The organism is Halomonas sp. LS-001 (genome assembly GCF_052983955.1).
This window is the reverse complement of record NZ_CM129816.1, coordinates 3066300-3089416: the sequence shown is the minus strand read 5'-3', so window position 1 is coordinate 3089416 and position 23117 is coordinate 3066300. Positions and strand designations below refer to the sequence as shown.

Here is a 23117-nt window from a genome sequence, read left to right as displayed (position 1 = left end):
CCCTGCATGACTAACACTGTAAATGCACCTTTAATAATCATAATACTCAGGAGCATTCCAATGATCTACGCCAACCCCGGCGCTGCCGGTTCCGTTATCACTTTTGAAAAGCGTTATGGTAACTATATTGGCGGTGAGTTTGTCGCGCCAGTCAAAGGGCAGTATTTTGACAATGTCAGCCCGGTTAATGGCCAGGTATTCTGCGAAATTCCCCGCTCGACTCAGGAAGATATCGACCTGGCGCTGGATGCGGCCCATGCCGCCGCACCGGCTTGGGGGAAAACCTCTGCCACCGAACGCAGCAATATCCTGCTGAAAATCGCCGACCGTATGGAGCAGAACCTTGAAGCCCTGGCGGTCGCCGATACCTGGGACAACGGTAAAGCCGTTCGCGAAACGCTGAACGCCGACTTGCCGCTGGCTGTTGACCACTTCCGCTACTTCGCAGGGTGTATTCGCGCCCAGGAAGGCACCGCTGCCGATATTGATGCCAACACCGTAGCCTATCACTTCCATGAGCCGCTAGGCGTGGTGGGTCAGATTATCCCGTGGAATTTCCCGATCCTGATGGCTGTGTGGAAGCTGGCGCCAGCGCTGGCCGCCGGTAACTGCGTGATACTCAAGCCTGCTGAGCAAACACCGGCCTCGATTCTGGAAGTGGCCAAACTGGTGGGCGATCTGCTGCCGCCGGGGGTGTTGAATATCGTCAATGGTTTCGGCCCTGAAGCCGGTCAGGCACTGGCCGCCAGCAAGCGCATTGCCAAAATTGCCTTTACAGGGTCAACGCCGGTAGGCTCGCATATCCTCAAATGTGCCGCTGAAAATATTATCCCCTCCACCGTGGAACTGGGCGGCAAGTCTCCCAATATCTATTTCGCCGATGTCATGAACGCGGAACCCGAGTTCATCGATAAATGTGTCGAAGGCCTGGTGCTGGCGTTCTTCAACCAGGGGGAAGTCTGTACTTGCCCATCACGTGCCCTGGTTCAGGAGTCCATGTACGACGAGTTCATGGCCAAGGTGCTTGAGCGTACCAAGTCAATCAAACGCGGCAACCCGCTGGATACGGATGTGCAGGTGGGGGCTCAGGTATCTCAGGAGCAGTTCGACAAGATCATGTCATACATGGATATCGCGCGTGATGAAGGCGCAGAGTTCCTGACCGGCGGCGACAAGGAAACGCTGGATGACAGCATCAACGACGGCTTTTATATCCAGCCGACCCTGCTCAAGGGTGACAACAAGATGCGTGTCTTCCAGGAAGAAATCTTTGGCCCCGTGGTGTCGGTGACTACGTTCAAAGACGAAGCCGAAGCGCTGGAAATTGCCAATGACACCGAATTTGGCTTGGGTGCTGGCGTGTGGAGCCGTGATATGAATGTTGCTTTCCGTATGGGGCGTGGCATTCAGGCGGGGCGTGTATGGACCAATTGCTACCATCAGTATCCGGCACACGCGGCGTTCGGTGGTTATAAGAAATCCGGTGTTGGGCGTGAAACCCACAAGGTCGCCCTTGAACACTATCAGCAAACCAAGAACCTGCTGGTCAGCTACGACATCAATCCGCTGGGCTTTTTCTAAGCCATCTTTTCCTAACGAGTAAAGACGCAAGCAAAAAAAATCCCGGCCCCCGATATGCGAAAACATCAGGGGCCGGGATTATTGCTTTATGGAAAACGCTCAATGTTGCGGATATTACGTCTGCTGAGAGTCTTCCGGCGGTTCACCAATGGTACCGGGCATAGCCTGAACGTGGCCCATCTGCTGGCCTGCCAGGGTGAGGAAGTGGATGTGGCGTTCATATTCAGCCACCAGATCACCAATCACCTGACCCCGAGTGTAGCCGTTGAGGTCCTTGTCCTGGCCACCTTCAGCAAGATACACATCCAGCCGCACGTAGAAGTCGTCATCCACCGGTAAAAAGCTCGGCGTGCGCATACGCAGCGGGCAAACCTGATAGACAAAGCTTGCCGAGCCTTCCAGCTCTACCTGAAGCGTCAGGCGGGGCAGTGACTCACCTTCCAGGGTTTCTTCTGTCACGTTGGCGGTTTGGCCACGGCTTTCAAGCTCCTGGGCAAACTGGGTCATGGCCGGAAGAATGGAGTGCTCAATCGTGGCGGCAGCCCCGGCGCGGTTGGACGTGTCCAATGCGCGGTCAAGCCGTTCACGCCAGTCACCGCCAGGTGCGCTACCGGCGATCATGCGGCGAGCATCCGCTTTGCTGCCTTCCAGCTTGAGGGCTTTATACATGCCTATCATGATGGCAAAAATCACCACCGAGAATGGCAGGGCGGTTATCACCACGGCACTTTGCAGGGCATTCAACCCCCCCGCCATCAATAGCGCGATAGTGATCAGACCAATCACGGCTGCCCAGAAAATACGTAATTTGATGGGTGCATCATGGTTAACGTCAGACAGAATCGAGGTGAAATTAGCTAATACCAGCGCGCCGGAGTCAGCAGAGGTAATGAAGAATACGATACCCAGAACGGTAACCACGGCCGCCGAAATTGTCACATAAGGGTAGTGCTCCAACAGGGTATACATGGTGGTTTGCGGCGTGTTGAGTGCCTGCTCGCCAAGTTCGGCAATGCCATGGTTGGCGACTAAATCAATGCCGCTGTTACCGAAGATCGACATCCAGACCATCATGAACGCCAGCGGGATGAACAAGGCACCGGCAACAAACTGACGAATGGTACGTCCACGGGAAATGCGTGCCAGGAAAAGGCCAACAAACGGTGTCCAGGCAATCCACCAGCCCCAGAAGAAGATCGTCCACCACATTTTCCATTCCTGAGCACCTTCATCCGCATAGGCATAGGTATCAAAACTGGCGGCGACAAAGCCTGAGAAGTAATCACCTGCGTTATTGACGACTTTATCCAGCAGCATCAGGGTGTTGCCGTTGAACAGCACAAACAGCATCAGGCCCAGCGCCAACAGCATGTTGAATTCGGATAAGCGACGGATACCTTTGTCGACACCGCTGACCACGGAGATCGTCGCCAGTATCACCACCATCACGATCAGGATGATTTGTACGCTCAGATTTTCCGGCACGTCGAACATATGGTTCAGGCCGTAATTCAGCTGCAACACGCCAATCCCCAGGCTGGTGGCAATCCCGAATACGGTGGAAATCACGGCGGTAATATCGACAGCGTTGCCGATTGGGCCATGAATACGCTTGCCCAGCAGTGGATATAAAGCGCTGCGAATCGCCAGCGGCAGACGGTGACGGTAGCTGAAGTAGGCCAGCGCCATACCCATCAACACGTAAAGGCCCCAGCCGGAAAGCCCCCAATGCAGATAGGTTTGGACGACGGCATTACGCATGGCCGCCTGGCTTTCCGGGGTCAGATCCGGCGGTGCCAGGTAATGGGCCACGGGCTCAGCAACACTGAAGAACAGAAGATCAATGCCGATACCGGCAGCAAACAGCATCGCCGACCAGGAGAGTAGCGAAAACTCCGGCCGGGAATGGTCTGGCCCGAGGCGAATACTGCCAAAACGGGACATGCCGATCATCACCACAAACACCAGGTAAGCCACAATCGCCAGCATGTAATACCAGCCAAAGGTCTTGCTTACCCAGGCGAGGCCTGCATTAAAAAAAGCGCCTGCCTGTTCGGTAAACAGCAGGGTCAGGACAAGAAACACGAGGATACCCGCCACGCTGCCGTGGAAAACGACAGGATTCAAGCGGTCTCGCGAAGGAAGGTCTGAATTTTGATGCGCCATAAAGACGATCTCCTTGGGTCGCGGTTCAGGGTGAATGTTCTTATTTTGAATGAACGTTCAAATAAAATACGCGGTTTACGCCAAGGCTTCAAGGTAGATAAGGACATTCACAGGTGAAGGTATGCGGGATTGCGTCACGACCAGACATAAAAACGCCCGGAAAACCGGGCGTTGGGAGAATATAGTAAAATATTGGCCGTCTTCGTTAAATCAACGCTTGGCCGCTCAATAGGTTACTCGTCGTTGCTCTCAGGATTCGTATCGTCCTGACCTTGACCCTGATGTCCGCGCTGGCCACGTTTTTCGTGAAATTCCTGGCGCATTTCGTGCATGGTGGCTTCAAGCGCCTGCTGTTCTTCGTCGCTTAAAATTTCATGCACGCGCGCCTGATGCTCTTCGCGCACCTCGCGCATGGCGTTGTAATGCGCTTCCTGCGCTTCATCCAGCTGCATCTGCTTTTCCTCGCTGATACCTGCACGCTGATACAGTTCTGCACGACGTTCTTGCATGCGTTCCTGCATCTGTTCGGCTTTGTTACCGCGCTCGCCACCCTGATGTCCGTGCTGATCCGCCTGAGCGGTAAAGGCCAATGGCACCAGTGTCACTGCCAGCAGTGCAGGCGCCAACGAACGACGTATCGTATGAGAAAGCGTTGAGGTCAATGATGATGTTTGCATGGGGACTCTCCTGTTGAAAGGGGGCGACAAAATGACAACGGCCCCTGGACACCTGAACAATCGCAGCAGGCCGTGCAAAGGGTTTGCACACAGTGTGCAACAAACGTGACTTTAACAAGGCGTCAGGTCAGACTGTGCGAATGGGGAGGGAGCTTACTCAAGGAGTCATATCATGAAGTTTGCGAAACCGCCGCGCGTTCCATCCGCAACCAGCCACCAGGCTCGCTTTACCTTAAACGCTTTGCTTAAGCCGCTCGGCCGTTATACCGGGCTGGGAATGGTCACCGCCTTTCTGATCGGTTGTGGCGGGATTCATCAGGCAAGCCAAGGCGAACCCGCATTAACCCGCAAGGCCCTGCATGAACCGATGGATTTTACCCGCCAGCTTGCCCAGCGTTACTCGCCCGATGAGTGGCCGCAGGTGCTGCGCGCGGATGTTTACCTGCCTGAGCCAGACGGCGCGTTGCGCCCGGCAGCGCTGGTCGTGCACGGCGGCGGTTGGCGCAATCGCGGGCCGGAGGATATGACCGATATTGCCGAGCAGCTGGCGGCACAGGGTTATGTGACGATTAATATCGAACACCGCTTTGCGCCGCAGTATCGCTTCCCGGCGCAGCTGCATGATTTACAGCAGGCCATGGCCTGGATTCATGCCAATGCCGATGACTGGCAGGTGGATACCCAGCGCATTGTTGGCGTGGGCTTTTCCTCCGGGGCCCATCTGGTCAGCCTGTTGGCCCTGGCGGGAGCGGATGGCCCTCTGGCCGAACCTCATGGTGGTGAGCACGCGCAGCTGGCAGCGGTGATGGCGGGAGGGCTGCCAAGCGATCTGCTCAAGTTTGATGATGGCCGCCTGGTGGTGCAGTTTATCGGCGGCACCCGTGCCGAGAAGCCTGACGCTTACAGGTTGGCTTCCCCTGCCCGCCAGATCACGCCGGATGCCCCGCCATTTTTTGTCTACCACGGCCGCTGGGATCAGCTGGTGCCGGTTGACCACGCCACGGATTTTTATGCGCAATTAAAAACACAAGGCGTGGAAAGCGAGCTTTATCTGCTACGTGGGCGTGGCCATTTTGCCAGCTTTGTGCTGGACGGAGAGGCCGTTGACGCTGGGATTGCCTTTCTCAATCAGCAGGTCAATCCGCATTGAAGAGCGTTACCCCAACGGCTGGTATTTGTAACCTACGCCATAGACCGAGCGGATGATTTCCTTGTCAGGCAGAGTATCGGCGATTTTGCGACGCAGTTTCTTGATATGGCTGTCGACGGTACGCTCGGAAACGATGCGGTTATCGCGGTACATGTGATCCATCAGCTGTTCGCGGGTAAAAATCCGCCCTGGTGCTGCCATCATGACGCGCAAAAGCTGAAACTCCACTGCTGTCAGGCCCAGGTCTTCGTCATTGACCAACGCCTGCCAGCCATCTTCATTGAGCGTCAAAAAGGCCGCGTCAGCGGTGCTCCCGGGCGTAGCACCAGGAGAAGTGGCAGGCGGCCCGCGGCGCAAAACGGCCTTCACCCGCGCGACCACTTCCCGAGGGCTGAACGGTTTGCAGATGTAGTCATCGGCGCCCAGCTCCAGCCCCAGCAAACGGTCAACTTCTTCCACTCTTGCGGTCACCATGATGATCGCTATCTGCGGGTAGTGCTGACGAATCTCTCGACACAGTGTCAGGCCGTCCTTGCCGGGCAGCATCAGGTCCAGCAGGACGAGCGCCGGTGAATGCTGGCTCAGCCAGGGCATAACGTCATTGCCGTTTTCCAGGCTGTTGGTCGTAAATCCGTCTGCCTGAAGGTAATCCGCCATCAGGCGGGCTATCTTGGGTTCATCTTCGACAATCAGTAAGCGGTTGTCATCTGCCATGGGAGTGCCTTCTTGAAAGAGGATTAATCGGCCTGCAATAGCGGTAACGTCAGCCGCCAGCGTAATCCGCCCAGTGGGGAGGTGCTGGCTTCCAGATGCCCGCCATGGGCATGTGCCAGCGCCTTGGCAATCGATAGGCCCAGCCCACTGCCACCGCTGGAGCGGCTGCGTGACCCTTCTACCCGATAAAGACGCTCGGTCAGGCGGTGAAGTTCACTGTCAGGCACTCCCGGTGCACTATCTTCCCATGTCAGTTGTGCCTGTTGCGGGTCACGTTTCAGGGTAATGCGCAGCTGACCGGGGGCCTCGGTGTAGGCGCAGCTGTTATCCAGCAGGTTGTTCCACAGCTGGCGCAGGCGCTGGGCGTCCCCACGGATCATGATGCCAGCCTCTATCCGGCATTCCAGCGTGAGGCCTGACGTTTCCAGCCAATGGCGGGCATCGTCCAGGCGATGTTGCAGGTTATCGCTCAGGTCCAGCGGGGCCAGCTGGATGTCGAGAGCGCCTGCATCACTTTGTGAAAGTAACCGCAAATCCGTTACCAGGCGTTCCAGCTGAGCGACTTCCTGGCCCAGTGAACCGAGGTTTTCCTGGCTCAACGGGCGAATGCCATCCTGCATGGCCTCAATTTCACCGCGCAGCACGGCCAATGGGGTACGCAGTTCATGGGCGGTGTCCGATACCCAGCGGGCGCGGGCTTCACGGTTGGCCTCAAGGGTGGCGGCCAGCACGTTGAAATCGCTGGCCAGGCGCGATAACTCATCGCGACCGCGCTCCGCAAGGCGGGTGTGGTAATGCCCTTGGGTAAGGCGCTGGGTGGCGACTGCCAGTGCTCGGGCACGGCGGCCCAGCCACCAGGAGAGCCCACCTGCCAGCAGTAACGAGGCAATGCCCAGTGACACAACAATAATCATCAGATTACGTTGCTGGCGTTCCAGAAAACGGTTTTCCATGCGCTCCATTATCTGGCGGGGCGGCCGATAACCCAGGGTGCCGATCGACTGGCCGTTCACCTCAAGGGGTAACCATTGCCAGTCGTCCGAGACGTGCTCGCGTTCGGGCTGAATGATGTAATGCCCCGTTGTGTCGCGCAGTACAAAGTCCCGCGCTTCGCCCAGCGGTGAGGGGCGTTCGCGATGGGAACGCCCCAGGGCGTGGCGCACCACGGCTGGCCAGCGCGAGGGCTCGCTGGCCAGCCATTCCCAGCCCTGATGATACCGCCAACGGTTCTGTAGCCCGTCGGCCAGCACAGTGGCACGATTTTGCTGAGCCTGGCTCAGATAATCCAGAAAGCCGCGATCAATGCTATGCGAAACGGCCAGGAAGACGCCTGCGGAAATGGCCACGTTAACGCTTAAAATAATCGCAAACAGTTTGACGCCCAGTCGCGAGGTCGGGCGCAGTGCGGCGATGGATTTCATGAGCTCACCTCGGCATTGGCGGTGGGGCGTTGCAGGCGTTCACGCAGGTTTTCCAGCCCCAGATAAAGGCAAGGCACGAGTATCAGCAGAATCAAGGTGGCAAACAACATGCCAAAGCCCAGTGAAATGGCCATGGGAATCATGAAACGTGCCTGACGGGAGGTTTCCAGCATCATCGGCGCCAGCCCCAGAAAGGTGGTCAGCGTGGTCATCATGATCGGCCTCAGGCGACGGGTGGCGGCAGCCACAATTGCCTCGCGTGCCGCCATGCCTTCACGGCGTTTGCGGTTGGCATAGTCAATCAGCACCAGGGCATCGTTGATCACCACGCCGGATAGCGCCAGCATGCCGAGCAGGCTGATGATCGACAGGCCAAAACCCAGAATGATATGCCCGCCAATCGCGCCCACGATACCGAACGGAATGGCGGCCAGCACCAGCAACGGCTGGGAGTAACTACGAAACGGAATGGCCATTAAGGCGTAAAGCGCGGCCAGCATCAGCCACATGGCGGTTCGCAGGGTGGCAAGGTTGTCGGCGGTATCCTGCTGGCGGCCACCCAGGCCGATTTCCAGCCCGCTGAATTGTGCCTGCAACCCCGGGAAGACGTCTTCGCGTAGGGTCGCCAGTACCTGGTTGATGGCCACATCGCTTTCGCTGTCAGCGGTGACGGTGATGATTCGCCGTCCATCGATACGCTGGATGCTGCTGGAGGCCTGGCTCAGGGAGATATCTGCCACGCGGGAAAGCGGAACGCTCAGCCCATCGGGTGTGCGTACCGGCAACCGGTAAAGCTCTTCAAGGCTGTCGCGGGCATCAGGGGGCAGGCGAACGTCAACGCTGACTTCGCTGCGCCCGATAAACTGCTCTAACGCCGTGGCACCCTGCAAGGGCCCGCGCAGGGAACGCGCCAGGTCGCTGCCGGTCAGCCCCAAGGCTCGGCCTTCGCTGGAAAGGCGCATTTCCAGCTGAGGCTTGCCATCGCCCAGGCCACTGTCGATATCGATCAGGCCGTAATTGCCCAGCGTCACGGCAAGCTGTGCGGCGGCGCTTTCGAGCACCTGAGTGTTGGGATGGGAAAGCCGTAGACTGAGTGCCGCCCCGCTACCCGGGCCACCCACATCGGATTCAAAACGCACCGACTCAGCGCCTGCCAGTTCACCGCTCAGCTCACGCCAGGCAGGAGCAATCCGTGAGGGAGGCCAGTCCTTGAGGCTTTCCGGGGCAATGTCCAGGCGCACGCTAAGGCTCGCGCCATCCAGTTGGGTGCGGGTGCTGGTGAAGCTTAGCCCTTCTTCGCGCTCGTCGAGGGTGTTGGCCGCATCCAGCAGCTGTTGGCTGAGGGAGCGGCCTAGCGCCATCGGGCTGCCAATCGGTACGCTAACGCTGGCCTGTACCTGATCAGACTCCACGCGTGGCATGAGAGAAAAGCCCATTCGGCCGCTCATTGCCCAGGCGAGGGTGACGGCGAGAACCACGGCACTGATGGAAATCGTCAGCATCCGTTGGTTCAGCGCACCTTGCAGGAAAGGCTCGAAGCGCTGATAGATAAAATGCTTCAACCCCGCCTGCATGCGCTGGCGCAGTCGATCCAGCCAACCGGCAGAGGTTTTTTTGTTGACCCGACTATGGGCCAGATGATTGGGCAGAATAAACAGCGCTTCGACCCAGGAAATCAAAAAGACAGTGATTACCACCATGGGCACAGTGGCAAAAATGATCCCGAGGAAACCGGGCAGAAACAGCAACGGCATGAAAGCGACGATGTTGGATAAAATCGCAAAGGTCAGCGGGGTGGCAATTTCACGGGCCCCCAGAACGGCGGCATCACGCAGGGGGTAGCCTTGCTCGCGGTAGCTGTAGATATTCTCGCCGACCATAATGGCATCATCCACCACGATGCCGAGGGCGATGATAAACGCGAACATCGAAATCAGGTTCAGCGAAACGCCGATCCAGGGCAGGAACAGCAGCGCACCCAGAAAGGCAATCGGAATACCCAGCGTTACCCAGAAGGCCAGCCGTGCCTGAAGAAACAGCGCCATCAACACCATGACCAACGCCAGCCCCAGCCAGGCATTCTTGAGCAGCAGATCCAGACGACCCTGGTAGACCTCCGAGCTATCGCGGGAAACGTCGAGGCTGACTCCTTGCGGCAGGTTGGTTCGCAGGCGTTCAAGCTCGCCCTGAACCACGCTGGAAAGCCCGGTGGGCGTCTGATTGCCAACCTGATAGACATTGACGGAAAGGGCGGGAACCCCGTTATACAGAACTTCGCGGCTGGTGTCGGCAAACCCCGCCTGCACCCTGGCAATATCTCCCAGCCGGACCGGTGCACCCTGGGTGCTGGTGATGACCGCTGACTCGGCAAACGACGGCGCATCATCTCGCCGCCCCTGATAGCGGATCAGCCACTCGCCTTCGCGGGTGGTCAACTGGCCGCTGGCCAGGTCAAGGGCTTCCTGGCCAATAATGGTGGCCAGTGTCTGGTGATCGATTCCATAACGCTGGATGGCTTCGTCATCCAGCAGCACCTGAATTTCACGCGCTCGGTTGCCGGAAAGCTCCACCCGTGAAATACCCTGAGCGGCAAGGAGTTCGGCGCGAACATTTTCGGCCGCATCGTGAAGGGCACCCAGCCCAACATTACCGTAGACCTGCAGGCTAAGTACGCTACGCGACCCGCCTGCCAGGGTAAAGCGTGGTGGGTCGGCGGCGTCCGGCAGCAGGGTGATGGCGTTGACTGCCTGCTGAATGTCCTGATAGACCCGCATGATGTCCACGCCATCAGTAAGTTCCGCGCGTACCTGGCCGCTGTTTTCGCTGGCGGTGGCGGTCAGCTCATCGATACCCTCGACATCGGCAAGTGCCGCTTCAACGGGAAGCAGAATGCTTTGCTCGATGTCTTCAGGCGTGGCACCTGGGTAGCTGATGCTGACATTGACCACTTCCATCTCGAAGTTGGGAAACAACTCCTTCTTGATGCTCAGTGATGCCAGCAGGCCACCCGCAATCAATATAATCATCAGCAAGTTAGGGGCGACACCATGGTCGACCATCCAGGCAAGCGGGCCACGACGGTTCATTGTGTTGCCTCGCCGAGTCGCACGGTTTGCCCTGCACGGGGCTGCGCCAGCCCGGCCACAACGACCCGTTGGCCGTCTTCCAGCCCACTTCGCACTAACACCGTCTCTTCGCCACGATGGGCCAGCTGTACTTTTTGCTGCTGTAGCTGATTGTCGTCATCCACCCACCAGACAATATCCCCCGGATGTAATGCCGCGGGCGGCAGGGCAATCAGTGTTTCCCGAGGCGTCGGGCGCAGCTCGGCGCGAACCACATCGCCCAAACGCAGAGCCGGGCCTTGGCTTTCCAGTGCCAGCGGGTCATTCACGGCAATCAATAGCTGCGCTTGCAGGCCGTTTTCTTCAAGGCTCGGCAGTAAGGCGAGCAGTTGCCCGGCACGCTTTTCGTCCTCTGGCCAGCCTCGGCTGGTCAGGGTGACGTCGTCGCCAACGGTAAGCCAGGCTAACTGATCACCCGGCAGCGATGCCCGTATCCAGAACTGCTCCACGCCAATCAGGCTGATGACTTCACTGCCCTGGCTAAGCAGGCTGCCCGCACCGACAAGCCGCGCTTGAACCATGGCACGCCAGGGCGCACGCAGGGTGGCGCGCTCCAGATTAAGCGCTGCCTGATCGCGGACGACCCGTGCCTGGGTAAGTTGCGCCTGAACCTGACGTAACTGCGGTTCGCGAAGGACCAGCGCACGGCGCTCCGCCGAGAGCTGGCGACCAAAGGACTCATATTCGCTACGTGCCCGCTGCTGCTCCGCCTGCTCAAGGGCGAGCTGTGCCTGGGCATTGGCCAGCTGAGCCTCGGCATCTTCCAGTGCCAGGCGCAGATCGGCCTGATCAATACTGGCTAGGGTAGCGCCTTTCTCGACCACGCTACCGGGTACGACATTATCGGCAAAATGCTCAAGCGTTCCTGACACACGGCTGGCAATGTTGGCCTGCTGTTCCGCCTCAACGCGGCCGAAGGCGTGCAGCACCGGTGCCTGCAGGCTTGCCTCAACGCGCTCCACCTCAACACGAGGCGGCGTTGGCTCGGCGGGCGGGCGGCGCTCAACACGGGGCGGCTCATTGAGCAACCACCAGGCAAGCCCGAAACCGCCGATCAGCACCAGCAGAGCAATCAGTATTCCAGGGCGAAAACGGCCCTGTTGGCGCGAAAGGCGCAGGCGAGCAGGAGGCATAGGCGTGATAACTTCCGTGATTCAAAATAACGTCAGGCGAAAAAACCATAAAGATAACATGCCACCAGCATGCGCGACGCAGACGCAACCAATCGACACGCAATGTGCAAAGAGTGTGGAAGGTCAGCAAGAAGATTAAGATAGCTCAGCGGCTTGGCATTATTATGTAAGTTGCAACACCGAGTCTGTCAGGGATTGAACCACTTAAGGAGAAGTATGTGAGAGCGATTGGTAATTTGCTTTGGTTTTTGTTGGGTGGCGTCTTCATGGGGCTCATGTGGTGGCTGATTGGGTTAATTGCCTTCATAACCATTGTGGGGATCCCCTGGGGGCGAGCCTGCTTTGTGATAGGAACGTTTTCTTTTTTCCCCTTTGGTCAGGAAGCGATCAACCGCAACGAGTTAACCCAGAAAGACGACCTGGGTACCAGTGGGCTTGGCTTGCTGGGGAATATCATCTGGTTCATTTTTGCGGGTTTTTGGCTGGCATTAGGCCATGTGGCATCGGCGATAGTGTGCTTTGTCACCATTATCGGCATTCCTTTCAGTATTCAACACCTCAAGTTGGCGGGTATTGCGCTCTTTCCCATCGGTAAAACCATTGTATCGAAAGAAGTCGCGGCTGCAGCAAGGGCAGCGAATTCGGAAAAAACGCTGGAAGACAGGCGCAGCGACTAACGGACATACACAATCCCTACGCGAAAGCGAGGGAATGCACTGCGGCACATGGCGCAATATTAACTTAGCTGCTAGTCTCATTTTGAAACATAGTAGTGAAAGGAGCCACCATGATGCAGGACGCGACGAACAAACACCTTCCAGCTTGCTCGGCACACCCAGGCCAACGTTTTTATGGGCGCAAGTTGGTGGGGAAGTGGTTTGGGAGATGACTGCTTGCGACGCTGAGCGGTCATTCTTGGCAATACAACAGGAGCGCGAATTTTGGCCATACGGCCTAATGGAAATTAATAGGCAAAAGTATCATAGGCTTGGAGTATCTGGCAGGCTGCATTTGCCGGGAAAAGTGTCAGCACGATTGTTCAATCATAAAACGCGCTGTCTAGTACCTGTTAACTGTGCAGATGCAGGATGAAATTGCGACTTTAGGAAGGAATCTTAAATGGATGCTGAGATATTTTTTCTATTAGCTGGCGTGTGGGTGCTTGGTGGATTGGGCATAATGTTTTCTCTACTTAAAGCTAAACCGGTCAATCTCTTATTCGGCGGAATAGTGCTGCTTCTATATGGATCTTTGGCCGCCATAGGTGCAAGCATGAACGGTGGGCATATGAATTTTCCAGCGCTCGAAATGGCGGGCAATCTCTTGACCGTCTTTTTCTCAGTGATCAGCAGCGTCATGATTGGTTCAGCTTGGGCTGAATTGCGTGCTCGTTATCATGCCAGTTAACAAGGTGCAGCATCGCGGCCGCCGGACGCCCTTTCCGTGTATCCTTCGTCGCCACTCCAGGGTCGCCGCTGTGCTTCGGCGTCAGCATAACAAGCCATAAATCTAAGGAGGAATTAATGGAGAATTTTAAAGCGTCAGTTCAGTACAACGATTTAAAAGGTAGCGCAGCAGCTGATAATGCTGATATGACTGATGCAACCAAGTGGTTGAAAATAAACGGTTATATCAATGATGAATTTGTTGTTGGTGTTTCTATGTGGGTTGGCGAAAACCATGGAACACACAAAGACCCAGTAAGCGTTAAATTCTTAGTCGCTGAATTGATTGGTTACGAGAATATCCCAGAAATGCTTCAAGCCTCTGGAGAACCAGTCGAGGTCAAAGAAATTCGCGTGAATATGAATATCGCTGACTTCTTAGCACTATTTAAGCGATTAGAAATCACTCTCTCAAATGGCGGGTTGTTAGAAGGCAAGACCTACACATCGAATTAAAGGAAATGATAACAAGGCTAGTCAGAGATAGCTTAACCGCCTAGAGTTAGACATATGAGATAAACCTTTAAGGATAGGTGTGATGTACCCAGTCTACGAAATTGACAGAGAGCAGGCAGAAAAGATAATCAATGTAGAAGAAGGATTTCTGAACGACGTAAAGGCAAAAGAAATCAAACCGGCTAAGCTCTCAGAAACAATCTCTGCGTTTGCAAATGCCGGCGGAGGAGATGTCTATATTGGAATTTCTGAAACTGGGGAAGAGAAAAGTAGAGAGTGGAAGGGATTTGGCGATGTAGAAGCTGCAAACGATATTATTCAAACATTGTTTCAAGCACATTACTTTGGAAACCATTTGTTTTTTGAATATTACAAATGTCTTGGTTTAGAAGGCTATGTGCTGCATATTGCGGTGAAAAAGGTAAAGGAAGTAGTCAGGTCAAGCAAAGGTGAGGTTTTTGTTCGCTTGAATGCCGGAAAAGCAAAAATTATCACAGATGATCAATTAAGGCAGCTTGAACTTGATAAGGGTATTGTTACTTTCGAAGATGAGTGGGTGAACGTTGATTTAGCGAAGATAGAAAATAGTATTTCAATTATTAACTTTATGATGAACGTTGTGCCTAGTGCCGAGCCTTTGTCCTATTTGAATAATAAGGAGCTAATTAGGGAAGGTCAGTGTAAAGTTTGTGGTGTTCTTCTTTTCTGTGATGAGCCTGCAGTTTACCTTCCTAAAAGATGCAGCGTTAAAATAATGCGATATCGGACGAAAGATGAGGATATCGGAAGAGAGTTTCTTGACGGAGTGCCGCTAACAATTGAAGGTGATAGTTATACTGTAATCTATTCTTCAGTTGAAGAAACTGTGAAAATTGTTGAAAATATTCAGCGGCTTGGGCCAAAAGGTATGGAACCCATTATATACCCAAATGAAACTCTACATGAGATAATAACTAATGCTGTTTTGCACAGAGACTATAGTGTTGCTACAGATGTTCAAGTGAGAATCTTTGACAACCGTATCGAAGTCGAGAGCCCCGGAAGGCTTCCTGGTCATGTAACTACGAAAAATATTTTGGATGCACAAGCTTCTCGGAACCCAATGCTGGTTAGTTTAATTAATAAATTTCCGAACCCTCCCAACCAAGATGTCGGTGAAGGTTTAAACACAGCATTCAGTGCAATGGAAGCACTGAGATTGAAGCCTCCCTTTGTAAATGAGAAGGAGAACTCAGTGTTGGTTGTTATACCTCATGAATCCTTGGCATCACCTGAAGAGTTAGTGCTGGAATATTTAGAGGATAATGAGGAAATTACCAATCGTATTGCTCGTGATATTACTGGAATAAAAAGTGAAAACACTATGAAAAATGTTTTCCTTCGTTTAAAAGATAGAGAATTAATTGAGCCGATACCTGGACGAAAAGGAGCGGCATCGGCATGGCGCTCGAAAACAGTTTAACAATAGGCTGCACTGCGAAAATTGCTTCACCGCTCTGCGACTCAAAACTGAAGCATGAGTCGATCATTATATTATGTATTATTAAAGTGCAAATCTTGGCCGATAGCGGCCAAGTCATTTGCATTGATGAAGATCCTTTCCATTTGTTACGGCGATGAGCTTACCGTGTAGATAAATCGTTAATCTTAAAAAGAGGCGAGTTGGCCAAGCATGAGGCTGAGCAAACCGCAGTATAGTGGGGCACTGATCCGTCATTCCCGAGTGGGGTAATCGGGAATCCATCTTGACCTTTCTTGCCAATTCCTGAAAACCAAGATCAACATGGATTCCCGCTAAAAGCATGCGGGAATGACGCGGTGGCGGGTCGTGTGGGAATAACCGATCACAAGCATAGAGGGGACGTGATTTTGCCCCACCCTCCTATCTACTAACATTCTAATCATTAGTATTAATTTATCGCGCCCTTCCATATACTAATCTGACTAAAATTAGTAACAGAGGTGGTCTCGATGAAGGTACCTGTCTCTCCACCACCCAAAGAAAGGCTGCTTGAGCTGCTTAAAAGTGGTGATATTGCGAAAATAGCGTTGCTATTCGGTGGCACGGTGGGGCCGACAGACAGCAAGGGGCGTTACCTGCACTGGGACAAGCTCAGGCATCTGGCGATGCCAGAAGGCTATGATGCCGAGCTTTACTGGCTGGCCATGCGCCACGCGCGTGAGAGCATTTCAAAAGATCTACCCTTCAAAGACAAGCAGGGGGCGCCCTTTCGGTTTTGCGTACCGGATATCGTCATGCGCGACATTCTCTGGATAAGCGAAAATGCCACGGGCGCTATCCAGGCGGACAGCCGCATCTCAGACCCGCAAACAAAGCAAACCTACCTGATCAATTCGCTGATTGAAGAGGCGATTAGCTCCAGCCAACTGGAAGGCGCTGCAACCACCCGCCAGGTGGCCAAGGATATGCTGCGTTCAGGCAGAGCCCCAAAGGATCATTCAGAAAAAATGATTCGTAATAACTACAATGCCATGCGCTTTATTCGCGAGTACAAGGATGAAACGCTCACGAAATCAATGATCTGTGAACTGCATAGAATAGTAACAGAAGATACGTTACCTGCTGGAGACGAAGATAAAGCAGGTGTTCTTCGCGGGCAGGATGACGATATCAGGGTTTACTCACTGGATGACAAGCTGCTACATACGCCGCCAGCCTATCAACAGCTTGATGACCGTATTCAACAGCTATGTGACTTTGTTAATTCAGAAAATGACAGCGAGACGAGTTTTATACCGCCTGTTATCAAGGCCATTGTTGTCCACTTCATGATTGGCTATGACCACCCCTTTGTGGATGGTAATGGTAGAACGGCGCGAGCGCTTTTCTATTGGGTGATGGCGAAGGAAGGGTATTGGTTGATGGAGTATATCTCCATCTCCCGGGTGTTGAAGCAGGCGCCGGCACAGTACATGGCGGCTTATCTGCACACAGAAACGGATGGTAATGATGTGACCTATTTCATTATCCATCAGCTTGAAGTGATCAAAAAATCGATTGCTGACCTGCATCGCTATCTTGCAGATAAAGCAGGCGAGGTCAGAGAGACTGAAAAAATTCTCAGGAAATCAAAACTCAACGGACTACTTAACCACCGTCAACTGGGGCTTTTAAAAAATGCGCTGGATAATCCAGGCATGGAATACACGATCAAGTCCCACCAAAATGCGCATGGCATCGCGTATCAGACGGCACGCACCGACTTGCTGGCGCTAGCAGACAAATACCATCTACTGAAAAAATACAAAATCGGTAAAAAAGACGTTTTTATCGCGCCTGCTAATATGTTGAATCTGATAAAAAAATGATGGAAGGCTGTACACAATGGCAAGCATGGATGACGGGGCGGCACGCGGGATTGATGGAGGCACGCCAGTCGGCTGATGTTCGCCTGATAGGCGTTGGATATTTCGTCCGCTCGCCACTCACCCCGAGACGGGCCGGGTCAAAAACTGGATAATGGCGCCATTCGCCAATGCAATGGCGCACCTCATTCATTTATCCGGGTATCCGCATGGAAATTAAAGTCAATTATCTCGATAACCTGCGTCTGGAAGCCAAGTTTGATGACTTCAGCGTTATCTCTGATCAGCCGATTCGCTATAAGGGCGATGGCTCGGCACCGGGGCCGTTTGATTACTTTCTGGCGTCGTCTGCCATGTGTGCGGCGTATTTCGTCAAGGTCTACTGTAACGCTCGGGATATCCCCACCGAGAATATCCGTCTTTCCCAGAACAACATTGTCGACCCGGAAAACCGCTACAAGCAGATCTTCAAGATCCAGATCGAGCTGCCGGAGGATATTTCCGAGAAAGACCGCCAGGGCATGCTGCGCTCGATAGATCGCTGCACGGTCAAAAAGGTCGTACAGACCGGGCCTGAGTTTGTGATTGAAACGGTCGAAAATATTGATGAAGACGCCCAGGCACTGTTGATGGGCGCGCCGGATGGCCAGTCGCGTACCTATATTGAAGGTAAGGACAAGCCGCTGGAAGACACTATCGCCACCATGAGCGGCTTGCTGGCCGACCTGGGCATGAAGATCGAGATTGCCTCGTGGCGCAATATCGTGCCCAACGTGTGGTCGTTGCACATCCGCGATGCGGCCTCACCGATGTGCTTTACTAACGGCAAGGGCGCGACCAAGGAAGCGGCCCTGTGTTCGGCGTTGGGCGAGTTTATCGAGCGCCTGAGCTGTAACTTTTTCTATAACGACCAGTACTTCGGGCCGGACATCGCTGCCAGTGAGTTTGTGCACTACCCCAACGAGCGGTGGTTCCAGCCAGGGCCGAATGACGAGCTGCCGGCGGAAATTCTGGATGAGCACTGCCTGGCGATCTATAACCCGGAAGGGGAGCTGTGCGGTTCGCACCTGATTGATACCAATTCCGGCCGGGCCGATCGCGGCATTGTCTCATTGCCCTTTGTTCGTCAGTCCGACGGCGAGACGGTGTACTTCCCCTCCAACCTGATCGAGAACCTGTTCCTCAGCAATGGTATGAGCGCTGGTAACACCCTGGCCGAAGCCGAGGTGCAGTGTCTTTCAGAGATTTTCGAGCGGGCGGTCAAGCGTGAAATCATCGAGCAGGAAATGACCCTGCCGGACGTGCCGCCCGAGGTGCTGGCGCGTTACCCGGGCATTGTGGAAGGTATTGAGGCGCTTGAGGCTCAGGGCTTCCCGGTGCTGGTCAAGGATGCCTCGCTGGGCGGGCAGTTCCCGGTCATGTGCGTCACTCTGATGAACCCGCGTACTGGCGGTGTGTTTGCCTCCTTTGGCGCGCATCCGAGCTTTGAAGTAGCCCTGGAACGTAGCCTGACCGAACTGCTGCAAGGGCGCAGTTTTGAAGGCCTGAATGATTTGCCGCTGCCGACGTTCAACTCACAGACCGTCAGCGAGCCGAACAACTTTGTCGAGCACTTTATTGACTCCGTTGGCGTGGTGTCCTGGCGTTTCTTCAGCGCCCAGGCGGATTTCGACTTCTGCGAGTGGGATTTCTCCGGCACCACTCAGGAAGAAGCCGATACGCTGTTCGGCATTTTTGAAGATCTTGAGGCAGAGGTCTATGTGGCCGTGCATGAAGACCTCGGCGCGCCGGTCTGCCGTATTCTGGTGCCGGGGTATTCCGAGGTTTATCCGCTGGAAGACCTGGTCATGGATAACACCAACAAGGCGCTGGTGTTTCGTGACGATATCCTCAATCTGCATCGTCTGGATGATGAGCAGCTGGCGGCACTGCTGGAGCGCTTGGAAGACAGCGAAGTGGATGAGCATAGTGACATCATCACCCTGATTGGTGTCGAGTTTGACGAAAACACGGTGTGGGGCCAGCTGACCCTGCTGGAGCTTAAGCTGTTGATCCATCTGGCGCTTCAGGAACATGAAGCGGCGCTGGAGTACGTACAGATGTTCCTGCAGTACAACGACAACACCGTTGAGCGCGGGCTTTTCTACCAGGCGGTGAACGCCGTGCTGGAAATTGTCCTCGATGACGAGCTGGACCTGGATAACTACCTGCCGAACCTGACACGTATGTTTGGCGAAACCACCATGATCGCCGTGGTTGGCTCGGTTGCGGGTGAGGTGCGTTTCCATGGCCTTGAACCTACGAGCATGGCGCTGGAAGGGCTGGAGCGCCACCAGCGCCTGATCGAAAGCTACCAAAAGCTCCACGCCGCGCGGGCAGCACGGGCCAGCTGATGCCTGACTCTGGGTAGCTGTGTTGAGGCCGTCAAGAAGAACATACCCGCGCATATCCTGAAGTCTATTCGTGAGGTGCTGGAAAATGAGTGATGAGATTCTGAGCGCTGAGGAACTTGGCAACAAACTGCTGCAGTCTGTTCAAGAGATGAAAGCAGGCAATGCCGCGCGCATTAGTCGTGTAGAGCCAAACGAGGTCGCGGAGGCGCGTAGCAAGACGGGGCTTACACAGTTGGAGTTTGCCAGGGTGCTGCACATTTCGCCGCGTACCTTGCAGGAGTGGGAGCAGGGGCGGCGTCAGCCTTCCGGGCCTGCAAAGGCGCTTATCGAAATTGCGTTTCGCCATCCTGAGGTGATTCAGGAAGATCTGGCACTGAGGGGTTAAAAACCTCAGCAGGACTGTTATCCATGGAAATCCCCGCTCCTAACCAAAGAACCAGTAGCACACCAGAATGGCGGTGATGATGCCTGCAGCATCGGCAAACAGGGCGCAGCCGAGGCCGTGGCGTATGCGGCTGATGCCGACCGCGCCAAAGTAAACGGCCAACACGTAGAAGGTGGTTTCGGTGCTGCCCTGCATGGTGGCGGCGAGCAGGCCGGGGAAGCTGTCGACGCCGAAGGTGTTCATGGTTTCGATCATCATGGCGCGGGCGCCGCTACCGGAAAGCGGTTTGACGAAGGCCGTGGGCAGGGCATCGACAAAACGGGTGTCTCCGCCCAGGCCTTCCACCATCCAGCGAATCACCTCAAGCCCGGCATCCAGCACGCCGCTGGCGCGCAGTACACCGACCGCCACCAGCATGGCAATCAGGTAGGGCAGCAGGGTGATGGTAAAACTGACACCTTCCTTGGCCCCCTCGATAAAGGCATCGTAAACCCTGACGCCGCGCAGCGCGGCCACACATAAAAACAGCATGACAATGCTGAAAAGGGTCAGGTTACCGACCAGGGTGGAAGCGGCCGCCAGTGCCTGTGCCGACATGCCTGCCAAGGTGGTCAGCAATATCCCCAGCGCCAGGGCGGCGGCCAGCAGATAGGCGAGAATCACCGGTTGCCAGAGCTTGATGCGTTGAACAATGGCTACAGCAATAAGCCCCGCCAGGCTGGAGGCGGTGGTCGCCAGCAGAATAGGCAGGAACACCAGAGTCGGGTCCTCGGCACCCTGCTGGGCGCGGTACATGAAGATGGTCACCGGCAAGAGCGTCAGTGAGGACGTATTGAGTACCAGAAACAGAATCTGGGCGTTGCTGGCGGTTTCTCGGCTGGGGTTGAGTTCCTGCAGGGAATGCATCGCCTTGATGCCGATGGGGGTGGCGGCGTTGTCCAGGCCGAGGATATTGGCGGCAAAGTTCATGCTGATTAGCCCCATGGCGGGGTGGCCGGGGGGAACGTCCGGCATCAGACGGCTGAACAGCGGATCAAGCGCCCGGCCTAACAGGCGTATCAGCCCGGCTTTTTCGGCAATCGCCAGAAACCCCAGCCACAACGTCATGGTGCCTATCAGCACCAGAATAATATCTACACTGATCCGCGCCATATCAAACAGGGCTTCGACCAGGCGCGCGAAGATTTCATGGTCGCCACCCACCAGCCACTGCCACAGGGAAGCAGCAAACGCCGCGATAAAAAAGCTTAACCAGATGCCGTTTAACATGGTGCCGACGCGTCCTTGCATGAGGTGAGCAGAGTCATTAAGCATCCATGCTAAGACATTTGCCCCCTCACGTTCACCCTGAGAGTGACAAAAAGAACAGAATCAGCGGTGGGGAAAGCAGTGACAGAATAAAACCGCTTACCACCGCGACGGGGACACAGGCAACGCCGCCGTGCTGTTGAATTACCGGCAGAGTGAAATCCATGGAGGTAGCGCCTCCGTAGCCAATCGCCAGTGCGGTATGACGGTGAATGACCAGTGGAATCAGGATAAAAGCCAGCAGCTCGCGGGTCAGGTCGTTAAAAAATGCCACACCGCCCATCAGCGGGCCAAGCTGGTCGCCAATTAGAATCGCCGAGAGTGAATACCAGCCGAAGCCAGCGGCCATGGCAAGCCCTTCATTCCAGTTCAATGATAACAGCGGCGCGGCCACCAGGCCGGCTAATAGCGAGCTGGCCCCAAGTGTTAACGCGATCGCCAGCCCCATACGGTTAAGCAGAATTTGCTTTAGAGGCATGCCGGAGTTGCGAAGCTGGCAACCAATCAGCGCCAGAAGCGCATACAGCACCCATTCCGCCAGGCGGTCGGCTGTATCAAACAATCCCTCCCCAACGGAAGGGCCAAGCAGTAATCCGAGCACCACGCCTGCCATCACCACGCCAACCAGTAGCAGTGAGCCCTGCATGGCGGCCAGTTTGCTGGTGGGGGCGTTTTTCACCACAGGAGAGATACCGGCCTTGAGCTTTAGGCGCTGTGATAGCCACCAGAGGGCTGACAGGTTGAACAGCGTGGTGATGGTGAACAGTAGCAGCGCGTTACCGCCCAGCGCAGAGAGTTGAGAGGAAAGGTTCTCAAGTCCGGCCAGGCTGATCCCCATCAGCAGCAGAATGGCGTACACGGAGCCGTTAACGGCGTGATTGATCACTGTCTGCCAGCGTACCTCGCGCACGGGCACCAGGTAACCGAGCAACAGCGGCAATAAAACGATAATAAGTCCGGAGAGCATAAATCAGTCTATGAGGTCACCGAGCGAATCCAGCCGGGTGAGGGTGATATGGGTATTGCGCTTACCGTCTTTCCGGTAGAGCGCTTCGAGAATCAGGCCGGGATAGTCCGCATGAAAACTGATGCGCAACTGGCGGTCAGGTTTTTCGCTATCAAAAAGCATGACAGAACGAGCGTCAAATTCACCGGCAGGTACGCGAAGGCGGGTGGTATCGTCCATGTAGTACTGGAAATGCTCGTCGCGACCACGGTGATCGGCAAAATATACATCGCAGGGCGCTAGAGCCGTACATGTCTCACTACCGGCCCGTCTGGCCAGATCAATAATCGCGGTTTGACGATCCAGCGAGGCAAGGTCGCTTTCCCTGAGCTGGTAGCTGTCACCAATTCCGAGTACTGAGTAGTTGCTATCGTACATCAGCGAATGTGTCGCTGTTTCGTCAGTATGAAAGCGACTGCGCTCTTGCCCGCGTGCAACAGTGATCGAGAAACGCATGTCGCTAAGCCAGTGATGCCCTTCATTTGTCAGGCTGTGTTTGATCGTCGCGCCAGGCCAGCCGCGCACATCGAGGCGGTATTGGGCTTCAAAGGGTATCAGTGGCCGCAATTGGGAGTTCTCCGGCGTATTTCCCATTGCCGCGCCGGGTGCTGTGGCGAGTGCTGCTGGTAGCAACAGCCGGGTCGCGTAAGTGGGTAGCGTTTTCCAATAACGTGAGAACGTAAGCTTGATAGCTTTCATTGCGTGCGTGTCCCTGAGTGATAATCACATCCTGTTGTGAGCCCGGCAGGTGCAACTAGGTTCCTGAAAACCGGTCTCTGAAAATCTGGTTCTTTGAAAAACGCTTGCTGAGCACGTCAGTTCAGGCCTGC

Annotated in this window: 18 protein-coding genes; 9 read left to right on the top strand and 9 right to left on the bottom strand. The window is 55.1% G+C overall.

Annotated features, from left to right (window positions below):
- The first annotated feature begins 60 nt into the window (after nt 1-60).
- A complete protein-coding gene (gene exaC / locus ACU6TU_RS13855; protein WP_447141984.1) occupies nt 61-1581 on the top strand; it encodes an acetaldehyde dehydrogenase ExaC in 1521 nt (506 codons plus the stop codon).
- 114 nt (nt 1582-1695) lie between these two features.
- Here the strand turns inward: exaC and betT are convergent, their stop codons facing one another.
- Both betT and ACU6TU_RS13845 read right to left on the bottom strand, forming a co-directional pair.
- Nucleotides 1696-3747 carry a choline BCCT transporter BetT gene (betT, locus tag ACU6TU_RS13850; protein ID WP_447141983.1) on the bottom strand — a complete coding sequence of 684 codons (2052 nt, stop codon included), beginning with the start codon at nt 3745-3747 and terminating at the stop codon, nt 1696-1698.
- 233 nt (nt 3748-3980) lie between these two features.
- Nucleotides 3981-4424, bottom strand: coding sequence for a hypothetical protein (locus ACU6TU_RS13845; RefSeq protein WP_447141982.1), 444 nt, complete (start codon nt 4422-4424; stop codon nt 3981-3983).
- A 277-nt stretch (nt 4425-4701) separates the two neighbouring features.
- On the opposite strand from ACU6TU_RS13845, the gene ACU6TU_RS13840 reads away from it, so the two are divergent.
- Nucleotides 4702-5574, top strand: a complete 873-nt coding sequence (locus tag ACU6TU_RS13840) for an alpha/beta hydrolase fold domain-containing protein (RefSeq protein WP_447144261.1) — start codon at nt 4702-4704, stop codon at nt 5572-5574.
- A gap of 6 nt (nt 5575-5580) precedes the next feature.
- Here the strand turns inward: ACU6TU_RS13840 and ACU6TU_RS13835 are convergent, their stop codons facing one another.
- The 4 genes from ACU6TU_RS13835 to ACU6TU_RS13820 are packed head-to-tail and all read right to left on the bottom strand — an operon-like array spanning nt 5581 to nt 11967.
- Nucleotides 5581-6288, bottom strand: a complete 708-nt coding sequence (locus ACU6TU_RS13835) for a response regulator (RefSeq protein WP_447141981.1) — start codon at nt 6286-6288, stop codon at nt 5581-5583.
- 23 nt (nt 6289-6311) lie between these two features.
- Nucleotides 6312-7709 carry an ATP-binding protein gene (locus ACU6TU_RS13830; protein ID WP_447141980.1) on the bottom strand — a complete coding sequence of 466 codons (1398 nt, stop codon included), beginning with the start codon at nt 7707-7709 and terminating at the stop codon, nt 6312-6314.
- Nucleotides 7706-10795: an efflux RND transporter permease subunit gene (locus ACU6TU_RS13825; RefSeq protein WP_447141979.1), complete on the bottom strand. Its 3090-nt coding sequence runs from the start codon at nt 10793-10795 to the stop codon at nt 7706-7708. Before ACU6TU_RS13825 ends, ACU6TU_RS13830 begins: the two co-directional genes overlap by 4 nt.
- On the bottom strand, nt 10792-11967 hold the full coding sequence (locus ACU6TU_RS13820; protein ID WP_447141978.1) for an efflux RND transporter periplasmic adaptor subunit: 1176 nt from the start codon (nt 11965-11967) through the stop codon (nt 10792-10794). The genes ACU6TU_RS13825 and ACU6TU_RS13820 overlap by 4 nt, the downstream gene beginning before the upstream one ends.
- A gap of 218 nt (nt 11968-12185) precedes the next feature.
- Between ACU6TU_RS13820 and ACU6TU_RS13815 the strand changes: the two genes are divergently transcribed.
- The 7 genes from ACU6TU_RS13815 (at nt 12186) to ACU6TU_RS13785 (ending at nt 19973) form a co-directional block, all read left to right on the top strand.
- Entirely contained in the window at nt 12186-12644 is a 459-nt protein-coding gene (locus ACU6TU_RS13815; protein WP_447141977.1) for a YccF domain-containing protein, read from the top strand.
- Nucleotides 12645-13086: 442 nt separating this feature from the next.
- The gene (locus ACU6TU_RS13810; RefSeq protein WP_447141976.1) at nt 13087-13374 is read left to right on the top strand and encodes a hypothetical protein; all 288 of its coding nucleotides are present in this window, start codon (nt 13087-13089) and stop codon (nt 13372-13374) included.
- A gap of 116 nt (nt 13375-13490) precedes the next feature.
- A complete protein-coding gene (locus tag ACU6TU_RS13805) occupies nt 13491-13868 on the top strand; it encodes a hypothetical protein (RefSeq protein WP_447141975.1) in 378 nt (125 codons plus the stop codon).
- 82 nt (nt 13869-13950) lie between these two features.
- Nucleotides 13951-15330, top strand: coding sequence for an ATP-binding protein (locus tag ACU6TU_RS13800; RefSeq protein ID WP_447141974.1), 1380 nt, complete (start codon nt 13951-13953; stop codon nt 15328-15330).
- Between the two features lie 509 nt (nt 15331-15839).
- A complete protein-coding gene (locus tag ACU6TU_RS13795; protein WP_447141973.1) occupies nt 15840-17198 on the top strand; it encodes a Fic family protein in 1359 nt (452 codons plus the stop codon).
- A gap of 206 nt (nt 17199-17404) precedes the next feature.
- The gene (locus ACU6TU_RS13790; RefSeq protein ID WP_447144260.1) at nt 17405-19588 is read left to right on the top strand and encodes an OsmC domain/YcaO domain-containing protein; all 2184 of its coding nucleotides are present in this window, start codon (nt 17405-17407) and stop codon (nt 19586-19588) included.
- Nucleotides 19589-19673: 85 nt separating this feature from the next.
- On the top strand, nt 19674-19973 hold the full coding sequence (locus ACU6TU_RS13785) for a helix-turn-helix domain-containing protein (protein ID WP_447141972.1): 300 nt from the start codon (nt 19674-19676) through the stop codon (nt 19971-19973).
- A gap of 39 nt (nt 19974-20012) precedes the next feature.
- On the opposite strand, the gene ACU6TU_RS13780 is transcribed toward ACU6TU_RS13785, so the two are convergent.
- From ACU6TU_RS13780 to ACU6TU_RS13770, 3 genes are all read right to left on the bottom strand, one after another.
- Nucleotides 20013-21242, bottom strand: coding sequence for a nucleoside recognition domain-containing protein (locus ACU6TU_RS13780; protein ID WP_447144259.1), 1230 nt, complete (start codon nt 21240-21242; stop codon nt 20013-20015).
- Between the two features lie 73 nt (nt 21243-21315).
- Nucleotides 21316-22248, bottom strand: a complete 933-nt coding sequence (locus ACU6TU_RS13775; RefSeq protein WP_447141971.1) for a lysine exporter LysO family protein — start codon at nt 22246-22248, stop codon at nt 21316-21318.
- 3 nt (nt 22249-22251) lie between these two features.
- Complete coding sequence (locus ACU6TU_RS13770) at nt 22252-22986, bottom strand: hypothetical protein (protein WP_447141970.1); 735 nt, start codon at nt 22984-22986, stop codon at nt 22252-22254.
- Between the last annotated feature and the right edge of the window lie 131 nt (nt 22987-23117).